We start from the raw sequence: 19024 nt of genomic DNA, 5'->3' as shown, positions 1-19024 counted from the left end.
ATACACATGCGTAAACTATTGCTCGCACTTGCGGCAACGGTCGCTTTCGCCGGTTCGGCTATTGCGGAACCCGTCCGCATCAGCGTCGGGTCCTACAACCTCAACAACCTGCCCTTTCCAGTCGCAGCTGGCCTGGGTCTCTTCGAGAAGGAAGGTCTTGAGGTCACCGTCGAAAACTTCGCATCGGGCGGTTCCAAGACGCTGCAGGCGCTCGTTGCCGGCTCCACGGATATTGCCGTCGGCTTCTACGACCACACCATCCAGATGCAGTCGCAGAACAAGGCTGTTGTCGCCTTCGTGCAACTGGCCCGCAATTCCGGGCTCGTGCTTGCCGGTGGAAAGAACGCTGCGTTCGATCCTTCCAAACCTGAAACGATCAAGGGCGCGAAAATCGGTATCACAGCGCCGGGCTCGTCTTCAGACTTCTTCGTTCGCTATTATCTGCAGCGCCACAACCTATCGGCTGACGACGTCTCGTTGATCGGGGTCGGCTCCGGTTCAGCTGCTGTTGCGGCGCTCGAGCAAGGGAAGGTTGATCTATTGGTCAACTACGATCCGGCAGCAACCTTTATCGAAGCCAAGGGTGTCGGCAAGATTTTGATCGACGCCCGCAGCGACGAGGGTGCCACGGAAATCTACGGAGGGATCTACCCGACCTCCGTCCTTTATGCGACGCAGGCCTATATCGATGAGAATCCGGAAACCATCCAGAAAGTCACAAACGCGACCGTGAAAGCGCTTGCCTGGATGAACACACACAGCGCTGAAGAGATCGTCGAAAAACTGCCGAAGGAATTCATCTCCGGTGACCGGGACACCTATGTGAAGGCCGTCGAGAATGCCAAACCGATTTTCTCGGTCGATGGCAAATTCAGCGCGACGGATACTCAGACACCCCTCGCCGTCCTGAAGAGTTTCAACGAAAAGGTTGCTGCCGCGACCATAGATCTTTCCAAGACCTACACGAACGCATTCGTGGACAAAGTCACCGACAAGACCATCAACTAACCCAGGAGGAGGCCATGGCATTGGCTGTCGTAAAACCCATGTCCGTTCCGTCGGGCGAGCTAAACAAAAGGCCAATGGTATCGATTGACGCGGTCACGATGTCATTCGGCTCCTATGTCGCGGTGCAGGACGTGAACCTGACGGTGGCCGATGGCGAGTTTCTCGCCATCGTGGGACCGACAGGCTGTGGCAAAAGTACCGTTCTCAACGCCATTGCCGGTCTTTTGAAGCCTGCCAATGGAACAGTGGCGATCGACGGCGCTCCGGTTAAGGGCGTCCAGAACGATATCGGCTATCTCTTTCAGCAGGACGCACTGCTGCCATGGAAGACATCGATCGAGAATGTCGAGCTCGGACTGCTGTTCAAAGGTGTGCCAAGTGCCGAGCGGCGCGAGCGTTCTATGAACTGGCTTGCGAAAGTCGGGCTGAAAGGGTTCGAGCATCGCTATCCGCATCAGCTTTCGGGCGGTCAGCGCAAGCGCGTGCAGATGGCGCAGGCCCTGATCTCCGGCCCCAAAGTCATCCTAATGGACGAGCCCTTTTCGGCCCTCGATATCCACACACGGCACCTCATGCAAAACGAACTCCTGCGTCTGTGGCAGGAAGAGCGCAGGGCTGTCGTAATGATCACGCATGACCTCGAAGAAGCAATAGCCCTCGGCGACCGGGTCGCAATTCTTGCAGCTGGCCCCCGTTCACGGGTCATCGAAAGCTTCCCGGTGGAACTCGAGCGCCCCCGCGACGTCGCGGAAATTAAACTCGATCCACGCTTTATGGATCTGTATCGAAATATCTGGGCTTCCCTGCGCGGCGAAGTGGAGAAAAGCTATGAACGTCGTGACTGAACGCATCATCCAACTCGGGATGCTAATCTTTATCCTCGGCGGCTGGCAGATTGGCGTAACCGCCGGCTTCATCGATGTTTTCTTCTTTCCAGCCCCGCTCGACATCTTCAACCAGATGATCCGCTGGATTGTTGACCCCAGCTTCTATCGTCATGTGTCAATCACCCTGACGGAGACTGTGCTCGGCTACATCATCGGCACGGGCCTCGGCGTCGCAGCCGGTGTATGGCTCGGTCTCAGCCGCAGTGCGGCACGGATTTTGGACCCCTTCATCAAGGGCCTGAACGCCATTCCGCGCGTTGTGCTTGCCCCAATTTTCGTGCTTTGGCTTGGTCTCGGCCTATGGTCGAAGGTAGCGCTCGCGGTAACGCTTGTCTTCTTCATCACCTTCTTCAACGCCATGCAGGGCGTTCGCGAGGTCAATCAAGTCGTCCTCGCAAATGCAAGGATCCTCGGGGCCAAACGTTCCGATCTGTTGCGGCATGTCTATTTTCCGGCGGCGTCCAGCTGGATTTTGTCCTCCCTTCGCACCTCGGTCGGCTTCGCGGTGGTCGGCGCCATTATTGGTGAATATCTCGGCTCCTCCGCAGGGCTCGGTTACCTGATCGCGCAGGCGGAGGGCAATTTCGACGCGGTTGGAGTGTTTGCCGGCATCATCATCCTGGCCGTTTTCGTGCTCATCATCGACCGAATCCTCGATGTTCTGGAAGGCCGGCTGATCAAGTGGAGACCGAACGCCGCAGAAGAAAGAGCGGCGTAAATCATCGGATCAGTTTCCATGTGAGTTAGGGTTTGGGGCGCTGTTGTCAGCACCCCATTCTTTTTGTCCTTGTGTTCGAACTGCCACCAGCACCGGCTTGATATGCGGCGCGAGCTTGGGCGGCGTCATCTTCTCGCTCCTCTGGATTGCGTTGATCGCGAGCATCGACTTTGTCCCTGCCGCTTTGGCCATCGGTGCGTCATGGCCGCCATTGTTGGTGTCCTGTCGGTGCCGGTTTTCCGGCACGCACCAAAAGCCTGGGACAGAACCCGGACCTCTTCGAGGGCACCCTCCTCCGGCCACTGGCGATCCAGGGTGGATCAAGCGGGCGTCGGTCATTGTTCAGCGACCGAAAATTCTGACGTTGGCCGTTGGCATGATGCTTGGGCTTTTGCCCAGGTCGAGCTGCTTGCGCATCCGTTCTTGGCTGGTCTGGGACATGCTGCTTACTTTCGTGCGCACGCGCAGGGTGCCTCTCACAGCAAGTTTGGCTCTGTTATTGCGGTTGCAAGCAAGTTGCTCTCTTTGCGCAGTGACGTCGGTGCCATTATGATCGGTAAGTTTCAAGGGGTAGGCAGGGTTCGCATGCAGCGGTTTCAATTGGGGTCCATCGACCTCAATCTTCTAAAAGTCATCTATGCCTTGGTCGTGAAGGGTAATATGACAGCTGCTGGCCAGTATATCGGTCTTTCCCAGCCTGCGATGAGCCATGCGCTGAAACGCGTGCGCGGCATAACCGGTGACGACCTGTTCAAAAAGACCTCGGGTGGCTTCGTGATGACCCGTTATTGCACGGAGATATTCCCAGCGGTAAGGCGGATTATCGAGGATACGGAGTTGGTCATGCTGTCGAAGCAAAGCTTCGAGCCTGCGACGTCCCACCGGGCATTTAGAATTGGAATGAACGACTATTTCTCTGTTGTTCTGATGCCCCGGCTCGTGGAACGTGTCCGCTCCCAAGCCGAACATTGCGTTTTGGAAGTCATCCACATGCCGCGCACGGGTGTGACCCACAACAAGAACTTTCTTCCGGTAGTGCAGGAACATCTCGATGAGGGAACCATCGACGTGGCCGTTATGACCGCTGACAATTTTCCCGCCCGATATCGCTGCGCCTCCCTCTTCACCGAAAGACGGGTCTGCATCATGTCGGCCAATAATCCGGCAGCGAAAGACCCGCTGACGCTCGACGCTTTGCTGTCGCTTGGCCACGTTAAGGTTACGTCTGCCCCGAGCCGTCGCGGGTGGATCGATGAGCGGCTGGACGCGATGGGACTGGAACGTCGAGTGGTAGCGGTCGTCCCGCATTTTTCCGCCGCCGTTGCAATTGTTTCCCGCAGTGACCTCGTCGCCATGATGCCGGAAAGCGTCGCCAAGCTGTTCGAGCGATCACACGAACTGCTACTGCTGGAATCGCCTTTCGCGGAGGAAAAGCAATCCACCAGCATGATCTGGCTTGCCGAAAAAGAACGCGATCCGGCAAGCCTTTGGCTGCGTGAGCAAATCTCCGCGTGTTTTGCTGAAGACCTGCGTTGACCGATAACGTTAATTGATGCTCAGTTTCGCCGCGAGAAACTGGTCGGCAACACTTAAGAACTGCTCCATGGTAACCGCTGGCAGTTCTTCCTTGAAGCTTCCGTCGTTACGGGCAATAGCCAGATGGTCTGGAATAGCGCGTCGGTTTACAAACACCATATCCAGCGCAGGCATGCACAGGATGAACTGTCCGAAATGGCCCGCTGCGACGAAGGCACCTTCCCATTCAGGCCTATCCTTGGTCACGACTGGGATCCACCAAAGATAGCTATAGCCGGCGATCCTGGATTTTTCGCTCTCATTCATCTTGTCGGCGGGAACATGAATGCGCGTGCTTTCCGCGACCCACTCGGCCGGTACGATTTGCTGGTCGCGCCAACTACCGCTCCGCACCATCGTCAGGCCCAGCCGTGCCATGTCCCGGCCTGACAGGAAAAAGTGATAGGCGAGGTAGCGGGAGGCACCTTCATATCCCATCATGCGCTGGCGCGACGGATCGAAATCCTGAAGGCCCATCGGACCCGCGAAATCCTCCTCGAAAGCCTTGAATACGCTGCGACCGGTCAGTTGTTCAAAGGCCGCGCCGAGAACGTTGAAATCCCAGTTGTTGTAGTGGAAATAGTCGCCTGGCTTTTTCGAGCCACGCGCCGGGATGTTCTTCGTGTTGCTGCCGGGGCTGCCCGGCTGGTGATAGACACCCGAACTGCTGATCAGCAGATGACGTAGAGTCGCTGTCTTCTCGATGGGAAGAAGACCATGGTCTTCGTCGACGTGCAAATCCGCCATGCTCAGATCGAGATTGATCTTTCCTTCCGCAACCGCTTTGCCGAAGAGCATCGAGAGAATGCTTTTTCTGGTCGACGCGAGATAGCTGACTTCCGATACATCGCCGTAGGTGTAAAGCGCCTTGCCCCCAACGACCGCCATGAAAGAGGTGGTAGGCAAGGTGTCGAGCATGGCGTCGACCTTCTCTCGAACTTCGGCAGAAAGACCGTGTTCTTCAGGAGACCGGACGACCGCCCACTCCCGAGATGGAAACTCCTGGCTGACAGGTTGCGGCTGGTGTTCCAGAGGCGCTGAAACAGACATGTTGAATCCTTTTAACGTTCAGGTTTGTCGATTGTGGGAGGTTCAATCGTTGAGATGGCAGGCACTCTTGTGCCCTGAGCCGATGGTCCGAAGTTCCGGTCTTTCAACACGACAACGCTCCATCGCAAACGGACAGCGAGGATGAAAATGACACCCCGGCGGAGGTGAAAGCGGGCTCGGGATCTCGCCTTCTATGGCCGAAAAGCGCCGTTGAACGGGATCGAGGCTTGGTCGCTCCTGAAGAAGCGCGCGCGTATAGGGGTGGTTTGGGTGCGAAAACAGTTCGCCGACCGGCGCCTCTTCCACAACGCGTCCGAGATACATCACCACGACGCGGTCGGAGATGTGCTCGACAACAGAGAGATCGTGACTGATGAAAAGATAGGTGAGATCAAGCTGCTCTCTCAGGTCGAGGAACAAATTGAGGATCTGCGCCTGTATCGAGACATCGAGCGCGGCAACGGATTCGTCACAGATCAGCATATCAGGCTGTACAGCAAGTGCGCGCGCAATGCCGATGCGCTGGCGCTGACCGCCGCTGAACTGATGCGGGAAACGGGTGGCCATGGATGGATCAAGCCCTGACCGCTCCATCTGCTGGCTGACATAATCATCGAGCTCACGTGGGCTCGTCATTTTGTGGTGTAGCGGCGCTGCCCCGATGATCTCGCGCACGCACTGCCGCGGATTGAGCGATGACGAAGGGTCCTGAAAGATCATCTGAACCTTCAGTCGCGCGTCTTCTGCTTCTTTACCATCCATCTCCGTCAGCTGCTTGCCTCTAAACAGGACAGAGCCCTCGGAGGCCTGCAACAGCCCCGCAATAACGCGACCGAGCGTTGATTTTCCGCAGCCGGATTCACCGACGATGCCGACGACTTCGCGTTCTGCGACGGTGAGACTGACGTCATCCAGCGCCTGGACGACCGGATTTGGAGCTTTCAGGCCCATCAACTCCGCTCCGCGCTCCACGACCCCCGATTTGCGGCTGAAGAGCTTGCTCACGTTGCGCACGTCCAATCGATTGCTCACGATGACGCTCCTCCCATGACGGGGTGAAAACAGCGAAGAAGGCGCCCTTCCACCGGCTCAAGCGCCGGAGCGGTTAGACAGATTTCAGTGGCTGACGAGCACCGAGGGCGAAACGCACAACCCTTGGGCATATTGGTCACAGAAGGGGTGGTTCCGGATATCTGCCTCAGCCGTGCGCCGCGCTGGTTATGGGCCGGCAAGCTTGCTATCAGGCCGTTGGTGTAGGGATGCAAAGGCCGTCTCAGCAGATCGGCCGTCGAGCCTTGCTCGACAATGCGTCCCGCATACATGACAGACAGTTTCTCGGCCAAACCGGCAACGACGGAAAGATCGTGGGTGACCCATATCAGGGCGGTACCTTTCTCTCGGGCAAGCTTCTGTACAATCGAGAGGATCTGCGCCTGGATCGTCACGTCGAGCGCGGTCGTCGGTTCATCTGCAATGATCAGGTCTGGCGACATGAGAAGCGCAATGGCGATTGCCACTCGCTGCCGCATGCCCCCGGAGAACTGATGCGGATAAGCGCTGAGACGCTCCTCGGGGCTTGGAATGCCAACCATGCCCAGCGCGTCTCTAGCGCGTTCCCGCGCAACCTGTTTGCTGACGGTTTCGTGGGCATGCACGACCTCCATCATCTGCGTATCCACGCGAAGCACGGGATTGAGCGTCGACATCGGATCCTGGAAGATCATTGCAATCCGGTTGCCCCGGATGGATCGCAGCTCTTTCTGCGAGGCGCTTCGCAAGTCCCGCCCTTTGAACAGGATTTGACCGCTGGTGACCTGTACGGGCTTGTCGAGCAGGCCCATGATGGAAAGCCCGGTCACCGATTTGCCGGATCCGGATTCCCCGACGAGGCCCATGACTTCGCCCGAAGCAAGGCTCAGATTGATGTCATCGATAAGGGTGACGTTGCCTTGCTCGGTCACGACCTCGGTTTTCAAACCTTTGATTTCAAGCATGGCGCTCATCTTCGTGCAGCCCTCGGATCCAGCAACTGGCGCAGACGATCTCCAACGAGATTTATGGCAAAGATCGTGATCAGAAGTGCGATGCCCGGGAAAAGCGCAATCCAGTAGGTTCCTGACAGCATGAACTCGTAGCCGCTGGAAATCAGAAGCCCGAGCGAGGGTTCTGTCACCGGAACGCCGAGACCCAGAAAGCTGAGTGTTGCCTCAAGCGTGATGGCCCGTGCCACCTGCATGGTCAGTAGCACGACGAGGGGTGACAGACAGTTGGGCAGCAATTGACGAAACAGGATGTTGCGGTGCGGCAACCTCAGGGAGCGCGCCGCCTCGACATATTCCCGGCGAAGCTCCGTCAAGGCAGCGCCACGTGCCGTGCGGGCATAGGTCGCCCATTCCACCAGAACGATTGCGAAGACAACATTGCCGACGCTTTTGCCCAGAAGTGCAAGGATCAACAGCGCCGACAGTATCGTCGGAAAGGAAAGCTGAAGGTCCACCAGCCGCATCATCGCGGTTTCAAGCCGTCCGCTGACATAGGCAGCCGTCAGTCCGAACGCGGTCCCGATGATGAAGGCGAGCGCCGCGGAGCCAAGTCCCACGATCAGGCTTATCCGCAAACCATAGAGAATGGCCGACAGCATGTCCCGACCCTGATCGTCGGACCCGAACAGGAACATGAAGCCTGCCGACGATTCTGTGCCGGGAGCCATACGCCCATCCATGATGTCCAACTGCATCAGGTCATAAGGATTCTGTGGGGACAGATATGGCGCAAAGACGGCCACGAGAACGATTAGGACAATCAGTATCAGTCCCAGCGCTGCCAAAGGCGCGCGCGCGAACTGCCTCATGAATTGCAGACCTGTGCGAAATTTCGAGGAGTTCATAACCGCTTGCACATCACTCTCCCTGAAGCCGGATGCGTGGATCGAGCAGCCTGTAGGTAACATCCACGACGAGGTTGATGATGACGAACATGATAACCACGAGCATGAGGTAGGCGACGATGACGGGGCGATCGAGCGCGGCAATGCTGTCGATGATGATCTTGCCGACGCCCGGCCAGGCAAAGATGGTTTCGGTCACGACCGAAAACGCGATCGTCTGACCGATATCCAGACCCACTACTGTGACGACCGGGATCATCACGTTTTTAAGGACATGGACGCTGAGGATACGCCTCGGCGACAGGCCTTTTGCTCTGGCAAATCGCACATATTCGCTCGACATCGCCTCACGCACGCCCGCTTCGGTTAGACGCGTCACCATCGATATATTAAAAAGCGAGAGGCTGACGGCTGGCAACAACATGTGCCGCAGGCCATCCAGGGTCACGAAGGACCAGGGTATCCCGAAGACGATTTCGGTCGCCCCGCGCCCCGAGCTTGGAAGCCAGCCGAGTTGGACGCTGAAGATCATAATGAGCAGGATCGCGATCCAGAAAATCGGCAGGCTGAAGCCGAAGATCGAGCCGATCATGATAACGCCCGCGAAGGGGCTGTCAGGCTTCCAGCCCGCCGCAAGTCCAAGCGGCACGCCGACGATCAGCGACAGCAGGACAGCGGCGAAGGCGAGCTCAAGCGTTGCGGGCAAGCGAGACAGGATCAACTCGACCGCTGGCTCCTTATAGACATAGCTGACCCCGAGGTTGCCTTGGAAGAGGCCTTTCAGAAACAGGAAAAACTGCTCGTAAAGAGGCCGGTCGAGACCGAGATCCGCAATCAATCTCAGGCGATCGTCGTGGGTCGCCTCTGGCGGAAGCAAGGTTTCTATCGGGCTTCCGATCAGGTGAAGACCGACGAATACAATCAGGGCCATTGCCAGAGCGACCAGGATCGCTTGCAACAGGCGCTGGATAATCCACAGGGTCATGATACCCTCTTGTTATTGGTAAGATACCGACCACGCCTTTGGGGATGGTCTGGCAGGCGCACTATAGCCGGCATTTGCTCAGACGACTTCGCCATCGATCGGCGGAAAAGAAGGCTGGTGCCTTGGCACCGGCCGCTCATCTCCGCGCTTTATTCGGAAATATCCTTGGCAAGCGTGCGCTCGTCGATGCGCGGGGCATAGGACAAACCCTTGCGCATCACCCAGGCATTGCTCTGCTGATAGAGCGGGATGATGGCTCCATCAGTGATCGCAACCTTTACGGCGTCGATAAGGGCCGTTTCACGCGCCTTGTCGTCGTAGATCGTCATTGCCCTGGAGACGAGGTCATCGAGACCCGGGTTGGAGTACCCGCTATCATTGGCCGCACCCAGCCCCCGCTTCGGATCGACGGTACCCAGAACGTTCACCAGCATGGAACTGGCGTCATAGGTCGCATTTCCAAGACCCAGAAGCTTCATGGAGAATTCTGACTTCCGCGATGAGAAGGTCGTCCAGGGAAGGGCTTCCACATTCGTCTTCACGCCAATTCTCGTCCACATCTGCGCAACAGCCTGGACCACCGCAGGTGCATTGGGATATCGATCATTCGGCACATGGACCGTCAGTTGGAAACCCTCTGGATACCCGGCATCGGCCAGGAGCTTCTTGGCCGCCACAGGATCGGGCTTCGGCGGCTGAATATCAGGCGTGTAGGAGAATGCGCCCTTGGGGAGCCACTGGCCGGACGCCGTCGCGGTGCCTTCCATGATCTTGTCGACAATGCCTTCGCGATTGATCGCTTCAGACAGTGCATTGCGCACGCGCGGATCCGCCAGAGGATTTTTCTCCAGCGCCTCCCCCTTCGGCCCCTTCACATTGGCCTTCCATGCATCACCGGATGTCGATGGTGCAAGATAAATGACCCGCAGGCCCGGAGTGCTGACAAAGGAAAGGTTGGCGGTGGTTTCAAAGCGCGCGATATCGGTCGCAGCCGGCGCGTCAATAACATCAACATCACCTGCCAGAGCGGCGGTCGTGCGGGCGCTCGCACTGGAAATCATGCGGTACGTCGCGTGATCCCATGCAACTTTCTTGCCCCACCAATCGGGATTGCGCTCAAGGCCGACCTCGATGCCTTGCTTGAATGTCGTGAAACGAAACGCGCCTGTCCCGATTGCTGCCTTGCCGGAGTTGTAATCGGCTGTGTCGGCGCCCTCGCCTGCATGGCGCGAAACGATGGCGATATTTGCGAGATCGCCCGGAAGCGTCGGTGCGGGTGCCTTCGTGTTGACAATGACCGCATTGTCGCCGTCCGCTTCAACGCTCGCGATGTTACGCATGAATCCGCCGAAGCCTCCTGGGCTGTTTGGCACGCTTCCAGCGCGACCGAGCGTGAAAACAACATCGTCCGAGGTAAAGGGCTTGCCGTCGTGCCACTTCACGCCTTCGCGTAGCGTGAAGCGCCATTTGGTGTCGGAAACGGTCTCCCACTTTGTCGAGAGACCTTCGACCAGTTCGCCGCCTGCGGTGCGCTCCGTCAGCCGATCAAAAATTTGCATGGAAATCGAGTTATTCGGCGACGCATTGTAAAAGTGTGGATCGATAGACGTCACCATCCCGCTGAGACCAATCGTCAAGTCCTTAGCAAGGACAGGGCTCGCGACAGCGCCCGCGATGCCGGCCAAAAGTATTATGCTCGTTTTCATATATCCGGTTCCCTTTATTCAAGGCATACGTCTTTGCCCAATTTTTCCTTGATTATCGACGGCGCTTAGAATTTAACAAATGAATGTTTTTTGCGTTTGTTATTCGTGAGGAGAATAATGCCGCTCATTGGCGCGGAAACTACGTTCCATTAGAAGCTACCACCCCTCAGTTGAGGCATCGCCGGGAATGGCGTGGAGGCAGACCCTTGCTTCAATGTTAGCAGCGTGAGGCCGAGGCAGCAGCCTTCAATCATTCGCCATTCAAATCCCTCAGTGTCGCCGGAGGCATACCCGACTTCGCAACAACAGTCGAAATTATGCGTTCGCCTAACAGGGCTTTGCTTGGAACTGCTACCTGCAATGCTAGGAATGCAATGCCGGAGGCCTAGCCGGGTAGGAACCTAATACTCTGCCGGCATCGCATACACTTCGGCGGCTGGATCCGCGAGAAACGAGCGCACCGTGGGTGGCAGCTGGCGTGACGACAGCGGCAGAGGCCCGCAGCGCCCAAGAAGTTCGCGGAGGTCAGGCTCGGTGCCGACGTGGCGCCAGATAACACGTGAGGCATAGGGGAGGTTTTCCCTTCGCCAGGAAATCCCCATTGTCGTTCCACGCAAATAGACGCGCTGGTATTCATCGAATGGCAGGAGGATTGTCTGCGACAAGATGGAGTTCGGCCCGGTGACACGCTCCGTGATGAAGATCCGGTTACGATAGAAGGCCGCAAGCCCAACGTATTTTGAAAGCTGCTGGATTCCATTTCCGGGATCCCGCAGACGTTCCATTGACTTGACGTGCATCAACCCGCCTTGCTCTGTCAGCCTACTGCATGAGCATACGACCATTTCCGGCCAAGACGGCGAGCGGTGATAGGTCTGGAAGTAGCCGATGTGACGCCTGAGCGCGCGCAGGTTGCCTGGAAACGCGTTGAAAAGCTCGGAACCTTCGTAGGCGCCTACCACAGATTTGCTGAGGCGTTTGCGAAACAGTGTGGGGGTGAGGAAAAAATCGGCTGCTTCGACATCGAAATGGTTAGCAATGCGAGCCAGGTTATGGGCGGACGGTCTCGTCTGGCCGTTGATGTATCGATTGAATTGTTGCCGGTTGATATCGATTGCACGGCACAGATGCGAAATTGAACGCTGCGTTGCGCATGCAATCTTCAGGTTCTCGACCAGGTGAGGCATCGGTAGCTCCGTCTTGACCAAGCTAGCGTAAACTCGCTTAAAAGTGCGTCAAGTCGCGAAATTGCGCGAGTTTGTCTGGCGCTTAACGTCCCTCTTAACAAAACTGAACGAGGGAACTGTCATGACGCATCAAAAGGATCAATTTTCGCAGTTGAAAATCGGCCGCCGGCATTTCCTTGGGGGAGCCGCAGCACTTGGCGTATTGCCAGCCCTCACCTCCGGCCTCTTGATGCCGCTCGATGCCGGCGCGCAGGAAGCGAAGCGTGGCGGCCACCTGAAGCTCGGCCTCAAAGGCGGTGCGACCAGCGATACGCTTGACCCGGCGACCTATAGCGCTTCCGTCTTGTTCGTCGTTGGCCGCCTCTGGGGCGACACGCTCCTCGAATCAGATCCCAAGACCGGCGCACCCCTGCCGTCGCTGGCAACGTCCTGGACGCCGTCAGCAGATGCATCCGTCTGGACCTTCAAGATCAGGAACGATGTGCAATTTCACGACGGCAGCAAGATGACCGTCGCCGATATCGTCGCGACGCTGAAGCGGCACGCGGACAAGAACTCGCAGTCGGGCGCTCTTGGGCTCATGACCTCGATCACAGGCATTGATGAAAAGGCGGGTGATCTCGTCCTGACGCTGAGCGAAGGCAACGCGGATCTGCCGCTCCTTCTCACCGATTACCACCTGATCATCCAGCCGAAGGGCGGCGTCGACAAGCCGGCGACGGCCATCGGTACCGGCCCTTACATTCTGAAGAGCTTTGAGCCCGGCGTGCGGGCAACCTTCGAGAAGAACCCGAAGGATTGGCGCGCCAATCGCGGCTTTGTCGACAGCGTCGAAATCCTCGTCATCAACGACAACACCGCCCGCATTGCAGCGCTTGCGTCCGGCCAGGTCCATTTCGTCAATAATGTCGACCCGAAAACCGTACCGATGCTGCAGCGGGCACCGACCGTCGAGATCGTCCGCAATGCTGGCAAGGGCTTCTACTGTCTCCTGATGCATTGCGACACAGCACCCTTCGACAATAACGACCTTCGCCTTGCGTTGAAATATGCCATCGATCGCCAGGCGATCCTTGACAAGGTTTTGGGCGGCTACGGAACGATCGGCAACGACTATCCGGTCAATTCCAACTATGCGCTTGCGCCGACCGATATCGAGCAGCGGCCATATGATCCGGACAAGGCCGCCTTTCACTTCAAGAAATCGGGCCTTGACCGTCCGGTTCAGTTGCTGACCTCGGATGCTGCCTTTCCAGGCGCGGTGGATGCGGCGATCCTGTTTCAACAAAGTGCGCGCAAGGCGGGGATTGCGCTCGACGTCAAGCGCGAACCGGAAGACGGCTACTGGACCAACGTCTGGAACAAGCAGCCTTTCTGCGCGTCTTTCTGGGGCGGTCGGCCGACCCAGGATTCACGCTATTCCACTTCCTACCTTTCAACCGCGGAATGGAACGACACGCGTTTCAAGCGTCCGGACTTCGACAAGCTGGTGCTCCAGGCAAGGGCCGAACTCGACGAAACCAAGCGCAAGGTGCTTTATCGACAGCTGGCTCTGATGGTGCGAGATGATGGCGGTTTGATCCTGCCCGTCTTCAACGACTACATCATGGCCTCTTCGAAAACACTGAGGGGCTATGTCGACGATATCGGCAACGATATGTCCAACGGCTATATCGGCAGCCGTGTATGGTTTAACGCCTAATCCTCTTCGGGATATGTCACCATGACCGAGCACAACTTCACGACGATCGAAAATCAATGGATTACTTTGGGGGACGGAACACGCCTTGCTGCGCGCATCTGGATGCCCGATGGTGCGGACGCCGATCCGGTGCCGGCCGTCTTCGAGTTCCTGCCCTATCGCAAGCGCGATGGAACGAGCCTGCGCGATGAGTCGACCTATCCGGTCTTTGCCGCCGCCGGCATTGCCGGTGTGCGTGTCGACATCCGCGGCTCGGGCGAATCCGAAGGCGTGATCGACGGCGAATATACCGAGCTTGAGCTTGCCAATGCCTGCGAACTGATAACCTGGATCGCCGCCCAGCCCTGGTCCAATGGCTCGGTCGGCATGATGGGCATTTCCTGGGGCGGGTTCAACAGCCTGCAGGTCGCAGCCCTTCGACCCCCGGCATTGAAGGCCGTCATCTCGATCGCCTCGACCGTCGACCGCTACAATGACGACATCCATTACAAGAACGGCTGTCACCTTTCCGCACAGCTCTCTTGGGCGGCGACCATGCTCGGCTACCAGTCCCGCCCGCCCGATCCTGCCATCGTCGGTGATCGCTGGAAGGACATGTGGCTGGAGCGGCTGGAAAACGAGCCCTTCTTCATGGAGGAGTGGCTTAGCCACCAGCGACGCGACGCGTTCTGGAAACACGGTTCGATCTGTGAGGATTTCTCAGGCGTGGAGATCCCGGCGCTGGTGATTGCCGGCTGGGCCGACGGCTATCGCAATACGCCGCTGAAGGCGATCGCGGGGCTTGGGGCGGGAGCCAAGGCGCTGATTGGTCCCTGGGTTCACAAATATCCGCATTTCGCCTTTCCAAAGCCGCGCGCCGATTTCCATGGCGAAGCGATCGCCTGGTGGAACCGCTGGCTGCGCGGCGAAGAAAACGGTGCGGAAAATACGCCGCAGCTTCGCGCCTACATCCTCGATGCCGTGCGCCCTGCCCCACGCCGCGATGCCGATCCCGGTTTCTGGGTCGCCATGGACGCATGGCATGCGCCGACAACGCAATTCTTCCACGTCGGTTCGTCGGGCCGGATCGAGGAAGGTAAGGCCGAGCCGCAGGCATTGGCGCACGAGGTCTATCTGCGCTCGCCGCTCGATACCGGAACAGCATCGGGGAATATTTCACGCTGAAACCGGATGCCGAAATGGCCATCGACCAGCGCGGGGACGATGCCGGCTCGCTCACATTCGAGACCGCGCCACTTGCCGAAGATCACGACTATCTCGGCCAGCCTGTTGTTACCCTGGCGCTTCGCTGTGAGGAGAGGACCGCAAATCTCTGCGTGCGGCTCGTCGACGTGCATGAGGACGGTACTGCGACACGCGTTTCCTTCGGCGTTCTCAATCTTGCTCATCGTGATAGCAATGCCGAGCCCAAACCCGTGAAGAGCGGAGAGCGGACGTCGGTGCGCCTGCTGCTCGATGCCTGCGGCTATCGCTTTCGCGCTGGCCATCGCATTCGCCTTTCGCTTTCGACGGCCTACTGGCCGATGATCCTGCCGCCGCCGACTGATCCCGGCCTTGTCATCGATACGGCCTCAATCGAACTTGCCCTGCCGATACTTACCGATCATCGCCTCATCGCCGTGAAGGAACCGGATAATCCCGATCCACTGCCGAAATATATCGAGCATGCGCCGGCGGAGACCAAAAGGCAGGTCATCAGGGAGCTTTCCGCCAATCGAACAGAATACCGCATTCACGAGGATACCGGCCTTTTCGAGCATCCCGACACCGGGCTCAGCACGCGCCAGGTGCGGGATGAGACATGGTCGATTTCGCCGGATGACCCGCTCTCGATGACGGGCATCTCGACATGGACATGCGACATGCAACGCCCCGGCTGGTTCGTTCGCACAGTCGCGGTTTCGGCCATATCCTGCACGGCAAAGGATTGGGTGATCAGTGCCTCGGTCATCGCCTATGAAGGCGAGACGCGGATCTTCGAAAAGATTTTCGAGAAGAAGCGTATCCCCCGCGACCTGATGTAGATAGATGCGTGTGAAAGCTGCTCCAAGCGCATCCGATGTATCAGCCGGCGGCAACGGACGGTTACTCGCTCGAGCTTTTTTCCCTTCTTCTGAGGTGGAGAAAGACAATATCTAGGCTAAGTCGGGAAGGAGTTGCCTTGCGCGGTTCCTAAGGTGAGACCATCTTAGTGCAGGTTGAGCGCGGCTATTCGGCGGTCTCATCGATGAAGGATGACCGAGCCCATTCAGTGAGATCAAAGGCGGGCTCAAACCGGATGCTCGTGTCTTCGAGCATGTCTTCCGGGGGTGTTGGTCGCTTAGACATGCCCGCCACTACCAGCACTTGCCTTTCGCCAACTCCTGCGCGAACTTTTCATGCCGTGCATTTTTCAGAAGTGGCATTGGGATACCCTGGGAGGATTCAATGAATGATGATGACGAACTGATAGCCGGGATCGCGGCCCGAGCTGACCGGGCAATGGAGAACGCGCCTCGGGAAATGGACCTGAAAGCTCTCTCCGTAGTTCTAGCCCAACGCTTCGGGCATCGGTCACCACAGGAGATTGAAGAGCAGCTCGTCGCCGTTTGGCGCGCTCGTGGCCTTTATTGGCACACGTGAGAAAGATTCTTTCCTTCCTTGGCCTGCCTGTGGAGAAGTCGAACAACGTGGAAAGCTGGATCTCAGGCTTTCACACCGTGAAGTTGCCGTGTCTCTTCCGCGACTCAATCGGATCTGTCCTGCTCAGCTTGCAACCAACACAGGAGCAGGCAATGCCACACTACATGATTAGCTACGACCTCCGGAAAGTCCGGAACTATGACGGTCTGATAAAGACATTTCGAACCATGAAGTGCATCTCGCCGCTGAAGTCGCTCTGGGTTGGCAGCCTTGTCGGACCTGCCAGCGCTATCCGACAAATCTTGGCCAACGAGATGGATTCTGACGACGGTCTTGTCATCGTTGAAATCAAGCCCGGATCAGACTGGGCGACAAAAGCGCCAAACGAACATGCAAGCACATGGTTTTCCAACAACATTACCAAGGCGGGATAGTTGCAGCGCCCGCCAGATCCCCTCACCGGGTGGCTGATACGACTGGCGTGCCGTGAGGAAAGCGGCAGCCATGCAGGAAACCGCTACAACGACCGCCAGGATGAGGAGCGCCCGCTTCCAGTTCGACATGACGCTCCCCTCCTCGATTACTGGCTGACTTTTTCGAATGTCAGGCGATAGACAGCGCCCGGTTCGAACTGCTCGATGGCGGCCGGGTTGGTGACGGTCATGGGAAGCTCGCCCGAGGGCGTATACTTCGACCAGTCTTCATTGCCTTCCGGAAGGCCGCGAAGGTAGGCGCCGAAGGCAGCGGACATCTTCACTTCGACATTGACGTCGCCGGGATTGGTGGTGGCGCGATGGTTGATTTCCTTCGCGTAGAACATTGCCTGTACGCTCATGGCGTCTTCTCCTTCTTGGTCCGGATACCGCCTGACTCGGGAACGAAAAAACCCCGCCATTTCTGACGGGGTTGTCGAAGGAAGCTGAAACCGCTTAGCGGATGTAGAGCTGGAACACAGACCGCGGGTAGTAGTAGCCGTCGCTGTGGCGACGATAACCCTTGCGGTAGTCCCTGTAACCACGATGACCGTTCCAGTAGCCGCGACGGTCGCGCCCTTGTTCATAACGGTCCCGGCGGTCGTGACGATATTCGCGGCGGCGGTCGTCGCGGTGGTACTGCGCAAGTTCGACGCTCGAAGCGACCTGCGGATGCTGAGCCGCCATGGGGGCGGCTGAGGCCATGCCAAAGCTAGATGCTGCGATAACAGCAGCAACTATAGCAGTACCGATGCGAGAAAAACTATTCATGGTTACGCCTTTCCATTTCTAATGTGGGCGACCATGCTCTTACGGGGATGAACGTTATGTGAACTTGCCGTTCATGTTTACACCCGCCTCGGCGAACCGGGCGGGCTGGTTTTGGTTGCGGAGGGAGGATTCGAACCTCCGCCCTCCAGCTTATGAGGCTGGCGAGCTACCGGGCTGCTCTACTGCGACATGAGGTCGGCCGCCTCTTGCGCGAAGCTGCAACTTAGGCGATTATATCGTGCCCTGACTTTTCTCGCGGTGTAACCAGGAGGATGACTATGAGTGTCAAGGCTCTACTTGGATGTGCGCTTGCACTGGCGGTTTTCGTCTCACCGGTGGCGGTTCCCCTGGAGGCGAGCGCTCAGGTTATCGTCGGCTCGGGCAGCAGCCTAAACCACGGACGAGGTATATCCTGCCCTCAGGGAGCGCGGCTGCTTCGTACCCGAGGCTTTCGCGGTGTCCGTCAGACGAATTGCCGCGGCAGGTACTTTACCTATCGCGGGGTTCGCAGAGGGGTGAGCTACGAGATCGCAATCCGTCAAAGAGATGGGCGCATCGTCAACCAGCGGCGCACTAGCCAAGGGCGGTAACGCCTTCATGCGGCCACCACTAGTGCGGGCCACGACAAAACCCGCCTCGGCGACGGGGCGTGCTGAGAGGTTCTGTCGCAAACTTTTGGAACGGGTACGGAAACAGCTATCGCTGGACACACCTATGCTGCGAGCGCGGCGAATTGCTGAAATGCGGATTGGCCACTCGTTGGAAATTGCCGCTTGCGGATCATATGCGCCACTTCGATGCCATCCAATGTTGCTGACGCAGCCTTGAAGGATTTGAAGCCCTTCATCGGACGGGTCAGCTTCTTAATAAACCGATGGTCTTGCTCTAGCATGTTGTTGAGGTATTTGACCTGCAGGATCTCGATCAGCCAGAACCATCCCTGCAACAGCAGGAGCCAGTTCAGGTTTTGCAATCCTGCCAGGTTCGCACCGCTCTTGTCGATGACGACCTTTTCAGGCCAGCCGTTGTTCTCGATTGTGCGGGTGAAGAAGGCGCTGGCCGCAGCCTCATGGCGGTGTTCAGACAGCATGAAATCAAGGGTTTTGCCGAATTTATCGACAGCGCGATAGAAACAGGTCCATTTGCCTTTGACCTGGATATAGGTCTCGTCCATTCGCCAGGAACTGCTGGTCGCGGATTTGCGGCGATGAGCGCGGCAGGCAATCAAGGGCGAATACTTCACAACCCATCTGTTCAGCGTCGCGTGGTCAACGGCAACGCCGCGCTCAGCCACAATCTCTTCCAAATCACGATAGGAGACCACATATCTGACGTAGAAAAACACCGCGTATAAGACCACGTCTTTCGGGTAGTGACTGCCTTTGAAATCGACCATGATCGGGGAACTCAACAATGCCTGCTCATCTTCAACCCAGATCTATGACATGACCAT

The 19024-nt window shown here is 57.6% G+C and carries 18 protein-coding genes, 1 tRNA gene and 1 pseudogene; 8 read left to right on the top strand and 12 right to left on the bottom strand.

All coding sequences use genetic code 11. The features are described from left to right. Positions 1 to 6 precede the first annotated feature (6 nt). Genes ACR9ZQ_RS02055 through ACR9ZQ_RS02045 form a run of 3 tightly spaced genes read left to right on the top strand, consistent with a single transcriptional unit; the run spans position 7 to position 2613 of the window. On the top strand, positions 7 to 1008 hold the full coding sequence (locus ACR9ZQ_RS02055; RefSeq protein ID WP_481426726.1) for an ABC transporter substrate-binding protein: 1002 nt from the start codon (positions 7 to 9) through the stop codon (positions 1006 to 1008). Positions 1009 to 1022: 14 nt separating this feature from the next. Continuing rightward, positions 1023 to 1853: an ABC transporter ATP-binding protein gene (locus tag ACR9ZQ_RS02050; RefSeq protein WP_310384261.1), complete on the top strand. Its 831-nt coding sequence runs from the start codon at positions 1023 to 1025 to the stop codon at positions 1851 to 1853. Next, positions 1837 to 2613, top strand: coding sequence for an ABC transporter permease (locus ACR9ZQ_RS02045; RefSeq protein WP_481426725.1), 777 nt, complete (start codon positions 1837 to 1839; stop codon positions 2611 to 2613). The genes ACR9ZQ_RS02050 and ACR9ZQ_RS02045 overlap by 17 nt, the downstream gene beginning before the upstream one ends. A 9-nt stretch (positions 2614 to 2622) precedes the next feature. On the opposite strand, the gene ACR9ZQ_RS02040 is transcribed toward ACR9ZQ_RS02045, so the two are convergent. Beyond that, a complete protein-coding gene (locus ACR9ZQ_RS02040; RefSeq protein WP_481426724.1) occupies positions 2623 to 2805 on the bottom strand; it encodes a hypothetical protein in 183 nt (60 codons plus the stop codon). Positions 2806 to 2928: 123 nt separating this feature from the next. On the opposite strand from ACR9ZQ_RS02040, the gene ACR9ZQ_RS02035 reads away from it, so the two are divergent. Then, on the top strand, positions 2929 to 4149 hold the full coding sequence (locus ACR9ZQ_RS02035) for a LysR family transcriptional regulator (RefSeq protein WP_481426723.1): 1221 nt from the start codon (positions 2929 to 2931) through the stop codon (positions 4147 to 4149). A 9-nt stretch (positions 4150 to 4158) separates the two neighbouring features. Here ACR9ZQ_RS02035 and ACR9ZQ_RS02030 read toward each other — a convergent pair whose 3' ends face one another. The 7 genes from ACR9ZQ_RS02030 to ACR9ZQ_RS02000 all read right to left on the bottom strand — a co-directional run bounded on the left by ACR9ZQ_RS02030 (position 4159) and on the right by ACR9ZQ_RS02000 (position 12003). Continuing rightward, entirely contained in the window at positions 4159 to 5238 is a 1080-nt protein-coding gene (locus ACR9ZQ_RS02030) for a serine hydrolase domain-containing protein (RefSeq protein WP_481426722.1), read from the bottom strand. A gap of 42 nt (positions 5239 to 5280) precedes the next feature. Further along, positions 5281 to 6270, bottom strand: a complete 990-nt coding sequence (locus ACR9ZQ_RS02025) for an ABC transporter ATP-binding protein (protein ID WP_481426721.1) — start codon at positions 6268 to 6270, stop codon at positions 5281 to 5283. After that, positions 6267 to 7241: an ABC transporter ATP-binding protein gene (locus tag ACR9ZQ_RS02020; protein ID WP_481426720.1), complete on the bottom strand. Its 975-nt coding sequence runs from the start codon at positions 7239 to 7241 to the stop codon at positions 6267 to 6269. Before ACR9ZQ_RS02020 ends, ACR9ZQ_RS02025 begins: the two co-directional genes overlap by 4 nt. After that, positions 7238 to 8125: an ABC transporter permease gene (locus ACR9ZQ_RS02015; RefSeq protein ID WP_113321138.1), complete on the bottom strand. Its 888-nt coding sequence runs from the start codon at positions 8123 to 8125 to the stop codon at positions 7238 to 7240. Before ACR9ZQ_RS02015 ends, ACR9ZQ_RS02020 begins: the two co-directional genes overlap by 4 nt. Before the next feature lie 13 nt (positions 8126 to 8138). Then, positions 8139 to 9110, bottom strand: coding sequence for an ABC transporter permease (locus ACR9ZQ_RS02010; protein ID WP_481426719.1), 972 nt, complete (start codon positions 9108 to 9110; stop codon positions 8139 to 8141). 149 nt (positions 9111 to 9259) lie between these two features. Then, the gene (locus ACR9ZQ_RS02005; protein ID WP_481426718.1) at positions 9260 to 10669 is read right to left on the bottom strand and encodes an ABC transporter substrate-binding protein; all 1410 of its coding nucleotides are present in this window, start codon (positions 10667 to 10669) and stop codon (positions 9260 to 9262) included. 548 nt (positions 10670 to 11217) lie between these two features. Continuing rightward, positions 11218 to 12003, bottom strand: coding sequence for a helix-turn-helix domain-containing protein (locus ACR9ZQ_RS02000; protein WP_481426717.1), 786 nt, complete (start codon positions 12001 to 12003; stop codon positions 11218 to 11220). A gap of 121 nt (positions 12004 to 12124) precedes the next feature. Between ACR9ZQ_RS02000 and ACR9ZQ_RS01995 the strand changes: the two genes are divergently transcribed. From ACR9ZQ_RS01995 to ACR9ZQ_RS01980, 4 genes and pseudogenes are all read left to right on the top strand, one after another. Beyond that, the gene (locus ACR9ZQ_RS01995) at positions 12125 to 13705 is read left to right on the top strand and encodes an ABC transporter substrate-binding protein (RefSeq protein ID WP_481426716.1); all 1581 of its coding nucleotides are present in this window, start codon (positions 12125 to 12127) and stop codon (positions 13703 to 13705) included. 21 nt (positions 13706 to 13726) lie between these two features. Then, a pseudogene (locus tag ACR9ZQ_RS01990) lies at positions 13727 to 15729 on the top strand (CocE/NonD family hydrolase). A 403-nt stretch (positions 15730 to 16132) separates the two neighbouring features. Then, on the top strand, positions 16133 to 16327 hold the full coding sequence (locus ACR9ZQ_RS01985) for a hypothetical protein (protein WP_481426715.1): 195 nt from the start codon (positions 16133 to 16135) through the stop codon (positions 16325 to 16327). A 152-nt stretch (positions 16328 to 16479) separates the two neighbouring features. Next, positions 16480 to 16761 (top strand): hypothetical protein, encoded by a 282-nt coding sequence (locus ACR9ZQ_RS01980; protein ID WP_481426714.1) that lies wholly within the window; start codon positions 16480 to 16482, stop codon positions 16759 to 16761. A 146-nt stretch (positions 16762 to 16907) separates the two neighbouring features. Here the strand turns inward: ACR9ZQ_RS01980 and ACR9ZQ_RS01975 are convergent, their stop codons facing one another. The 4 genes from ACR9ZQ_RS01975 to ACR9ZQ_RS01960 form a co-directional block, all read right to left on the bottom strand. After that, positions 16908 to 17162 (bottom strand): hypothetical protein, encoded by a 255-nt coding sequence (locus ACR9ZQ_RS01975; RefSeq protein WP_439019144.1) that lies wholly within the window; start codon positions 17160 to 17162, stop codon positions 16908 to 16910. A gap of 94 nt (positions 17163 to 17256) precedes the next feature. Further along, positions 17257 to 17571, bottom strand: a complete 315-nt coding sequence (locus tag ACR9ZQ_RS01970; protein WP_405049730.1) for a hypothetical protein — start codon at positions 17569 to 17571, stop codon at positions 17257 to 17259. Between the two features lie 112 nt (positions 17572 to 17683). Then, positions 17684 to 17761, bottom strand: a tRNA-Met gene (locus ACR9ZQ_RS01965). 522 nt (positions 17762 to 18283) lie between these two features. After that, positions 18284 to 18967: an IS6 family transposase gene (locus tag ACR9ZQ_RS01960; protein WP_481426713.1), complete on the bottom strand. Its 684-nt coding sequence runs from the start codon at positions 18965 to 18967 to the stop codon at positions 18284 to 18286. Positions 18968 to 19024: the final 57 nt, after the last annotated feature.

The sequence above is a fragment of the Rhizobium sp. KNZ14-9A genome (genome assembly GCF_056755015.1).
The sequence above is the reverse complement of the archived record's forward strand: the minus strand, read 5'-3'. Positions and strand labels throughout refer to the sequence as shown.

Excerpts from the sequence above, each read along its gene's own strand:
- ACR9ZQ_RS02045 (WP_481426725.1), top strand. The coding sequence starts at position 1,837 with ATGAACGTCGTGACTGAACGCATCATCCAACTCGGGATGCTAATCTTT.
- ACR9ZQ_RS01995 (WP_481426716.1), top strand. The coding sequence starts at position 12,125 with ATGACGCATCAAAAGGATCAATTTTCGCAGTTGAAAATCGGCCGCCGG.
- ACR9ZQ_RS02040 (WP_481426724.1), bottom strand. The coding sequence starts at position 2,805 with ATGGCCAAAGCGGCAGGGACAAAGTCGATGCTCGCGATCAACGCAATC.
- ACR9ZQ_RS02055 (WP_481426726.1), top strand. The coding sequence starts at position 7 with ATGCGTAAACTATTGCTCGCACTTGCGGCAACGGTCGCTTTCGCCGGT.
- ACR9ZQ_RS01980 (WP_481426714.1), top strand. The coding sequence starts at position 16,480 with ATGCCACACTACATGATTAGCTACGACCTCCGGAAAGTCCGGAACTAT.
- ACR9ZQ_RS02030 (WP_481426722.1), bottom strand. The coding sequence starts at position 5,238 with ATGTCTGTTTCAGCGCCTCTGGAACACCAGCCGCAACCTGTCAGCCAG.
- ACR9ZQ_RS01970 (WP_405049730.1), bottom strand. The coding sequence starts at position 17,571 with ATGAATAGTTTTTCTCGCATCGGTACTGCTATAGTTGCTGCTGTTATC.
- ACR9ZQ_RS02005 (WP_481426718.1), bottom strand. The coding sequence starts at position 10,669 with ATGCAAATTTTTGATCGGCTGACGGAGCGCACCGCAGGCGGCGAACTG.
- ACR9ZQ_RS02000 (WP_481426717.1), bottom strand. The coding sequence starts at position 12,003 with ATGCCTCACCTGGTCGAGAACCTGAAGATTGCATGCGCAACGCAGCGT.
- ACR9ZQ_RS02050 (WP_310384261.1), top strand. The coding sequence starts at position 1,023 with ATGGCATTGGCTGTCGTAAAACCCATGTCCGTTCCGTCGGGCGAGCTA.
- ACR9ZQ_RS01985 (WP_481426715.1), top strand. The coding sequence starts at position 16,133 with ATGAATGATGATGACGAACTGATAGCCGGGATCGCGGCCCGAGCTGAC.
- ACR9ZQ_RS01960 (WP_481426713.1), bottom strand. The coding sequence starts at position 18,967 with ATGGTCGATTTCAAAGGCAGTCACTACCCGAAAGACGTGGTCTTATAC.
- ACR9ZQ_RS02020 (WP_481426720.1), bottom strand. The coding sequence starts at position 7,241 with ATGAGCGCCATGCTTGAAATCAAAGGTTTGAAAACCGAGGTCGTGACC.
- ACR9ZQ_RS01975 (WP_439019144.1), bottom strand. The coding sequence starts at position 17,162 with ATGAGCGTACAGGCAATGTTCTACGCGAAGGAAATCAACCATCGCGCC.
- ACR9ZQ_RS02015 (WP_113321138.1), bottom strand. The coding sequence starts at position 8,125 with ATGAACTCCTCGAAATTTCGCACAGGTCTGCAATTCATGAGGCAGTTC.
- ACR9ZQ_RS02010 (WP_481426719.1), bottom strand. The coding sequence starts at position 9,110 with ATGACCCTGTGGATTATCCAGCGCCTGTTGCAAGCGATCCTGGTCGCT.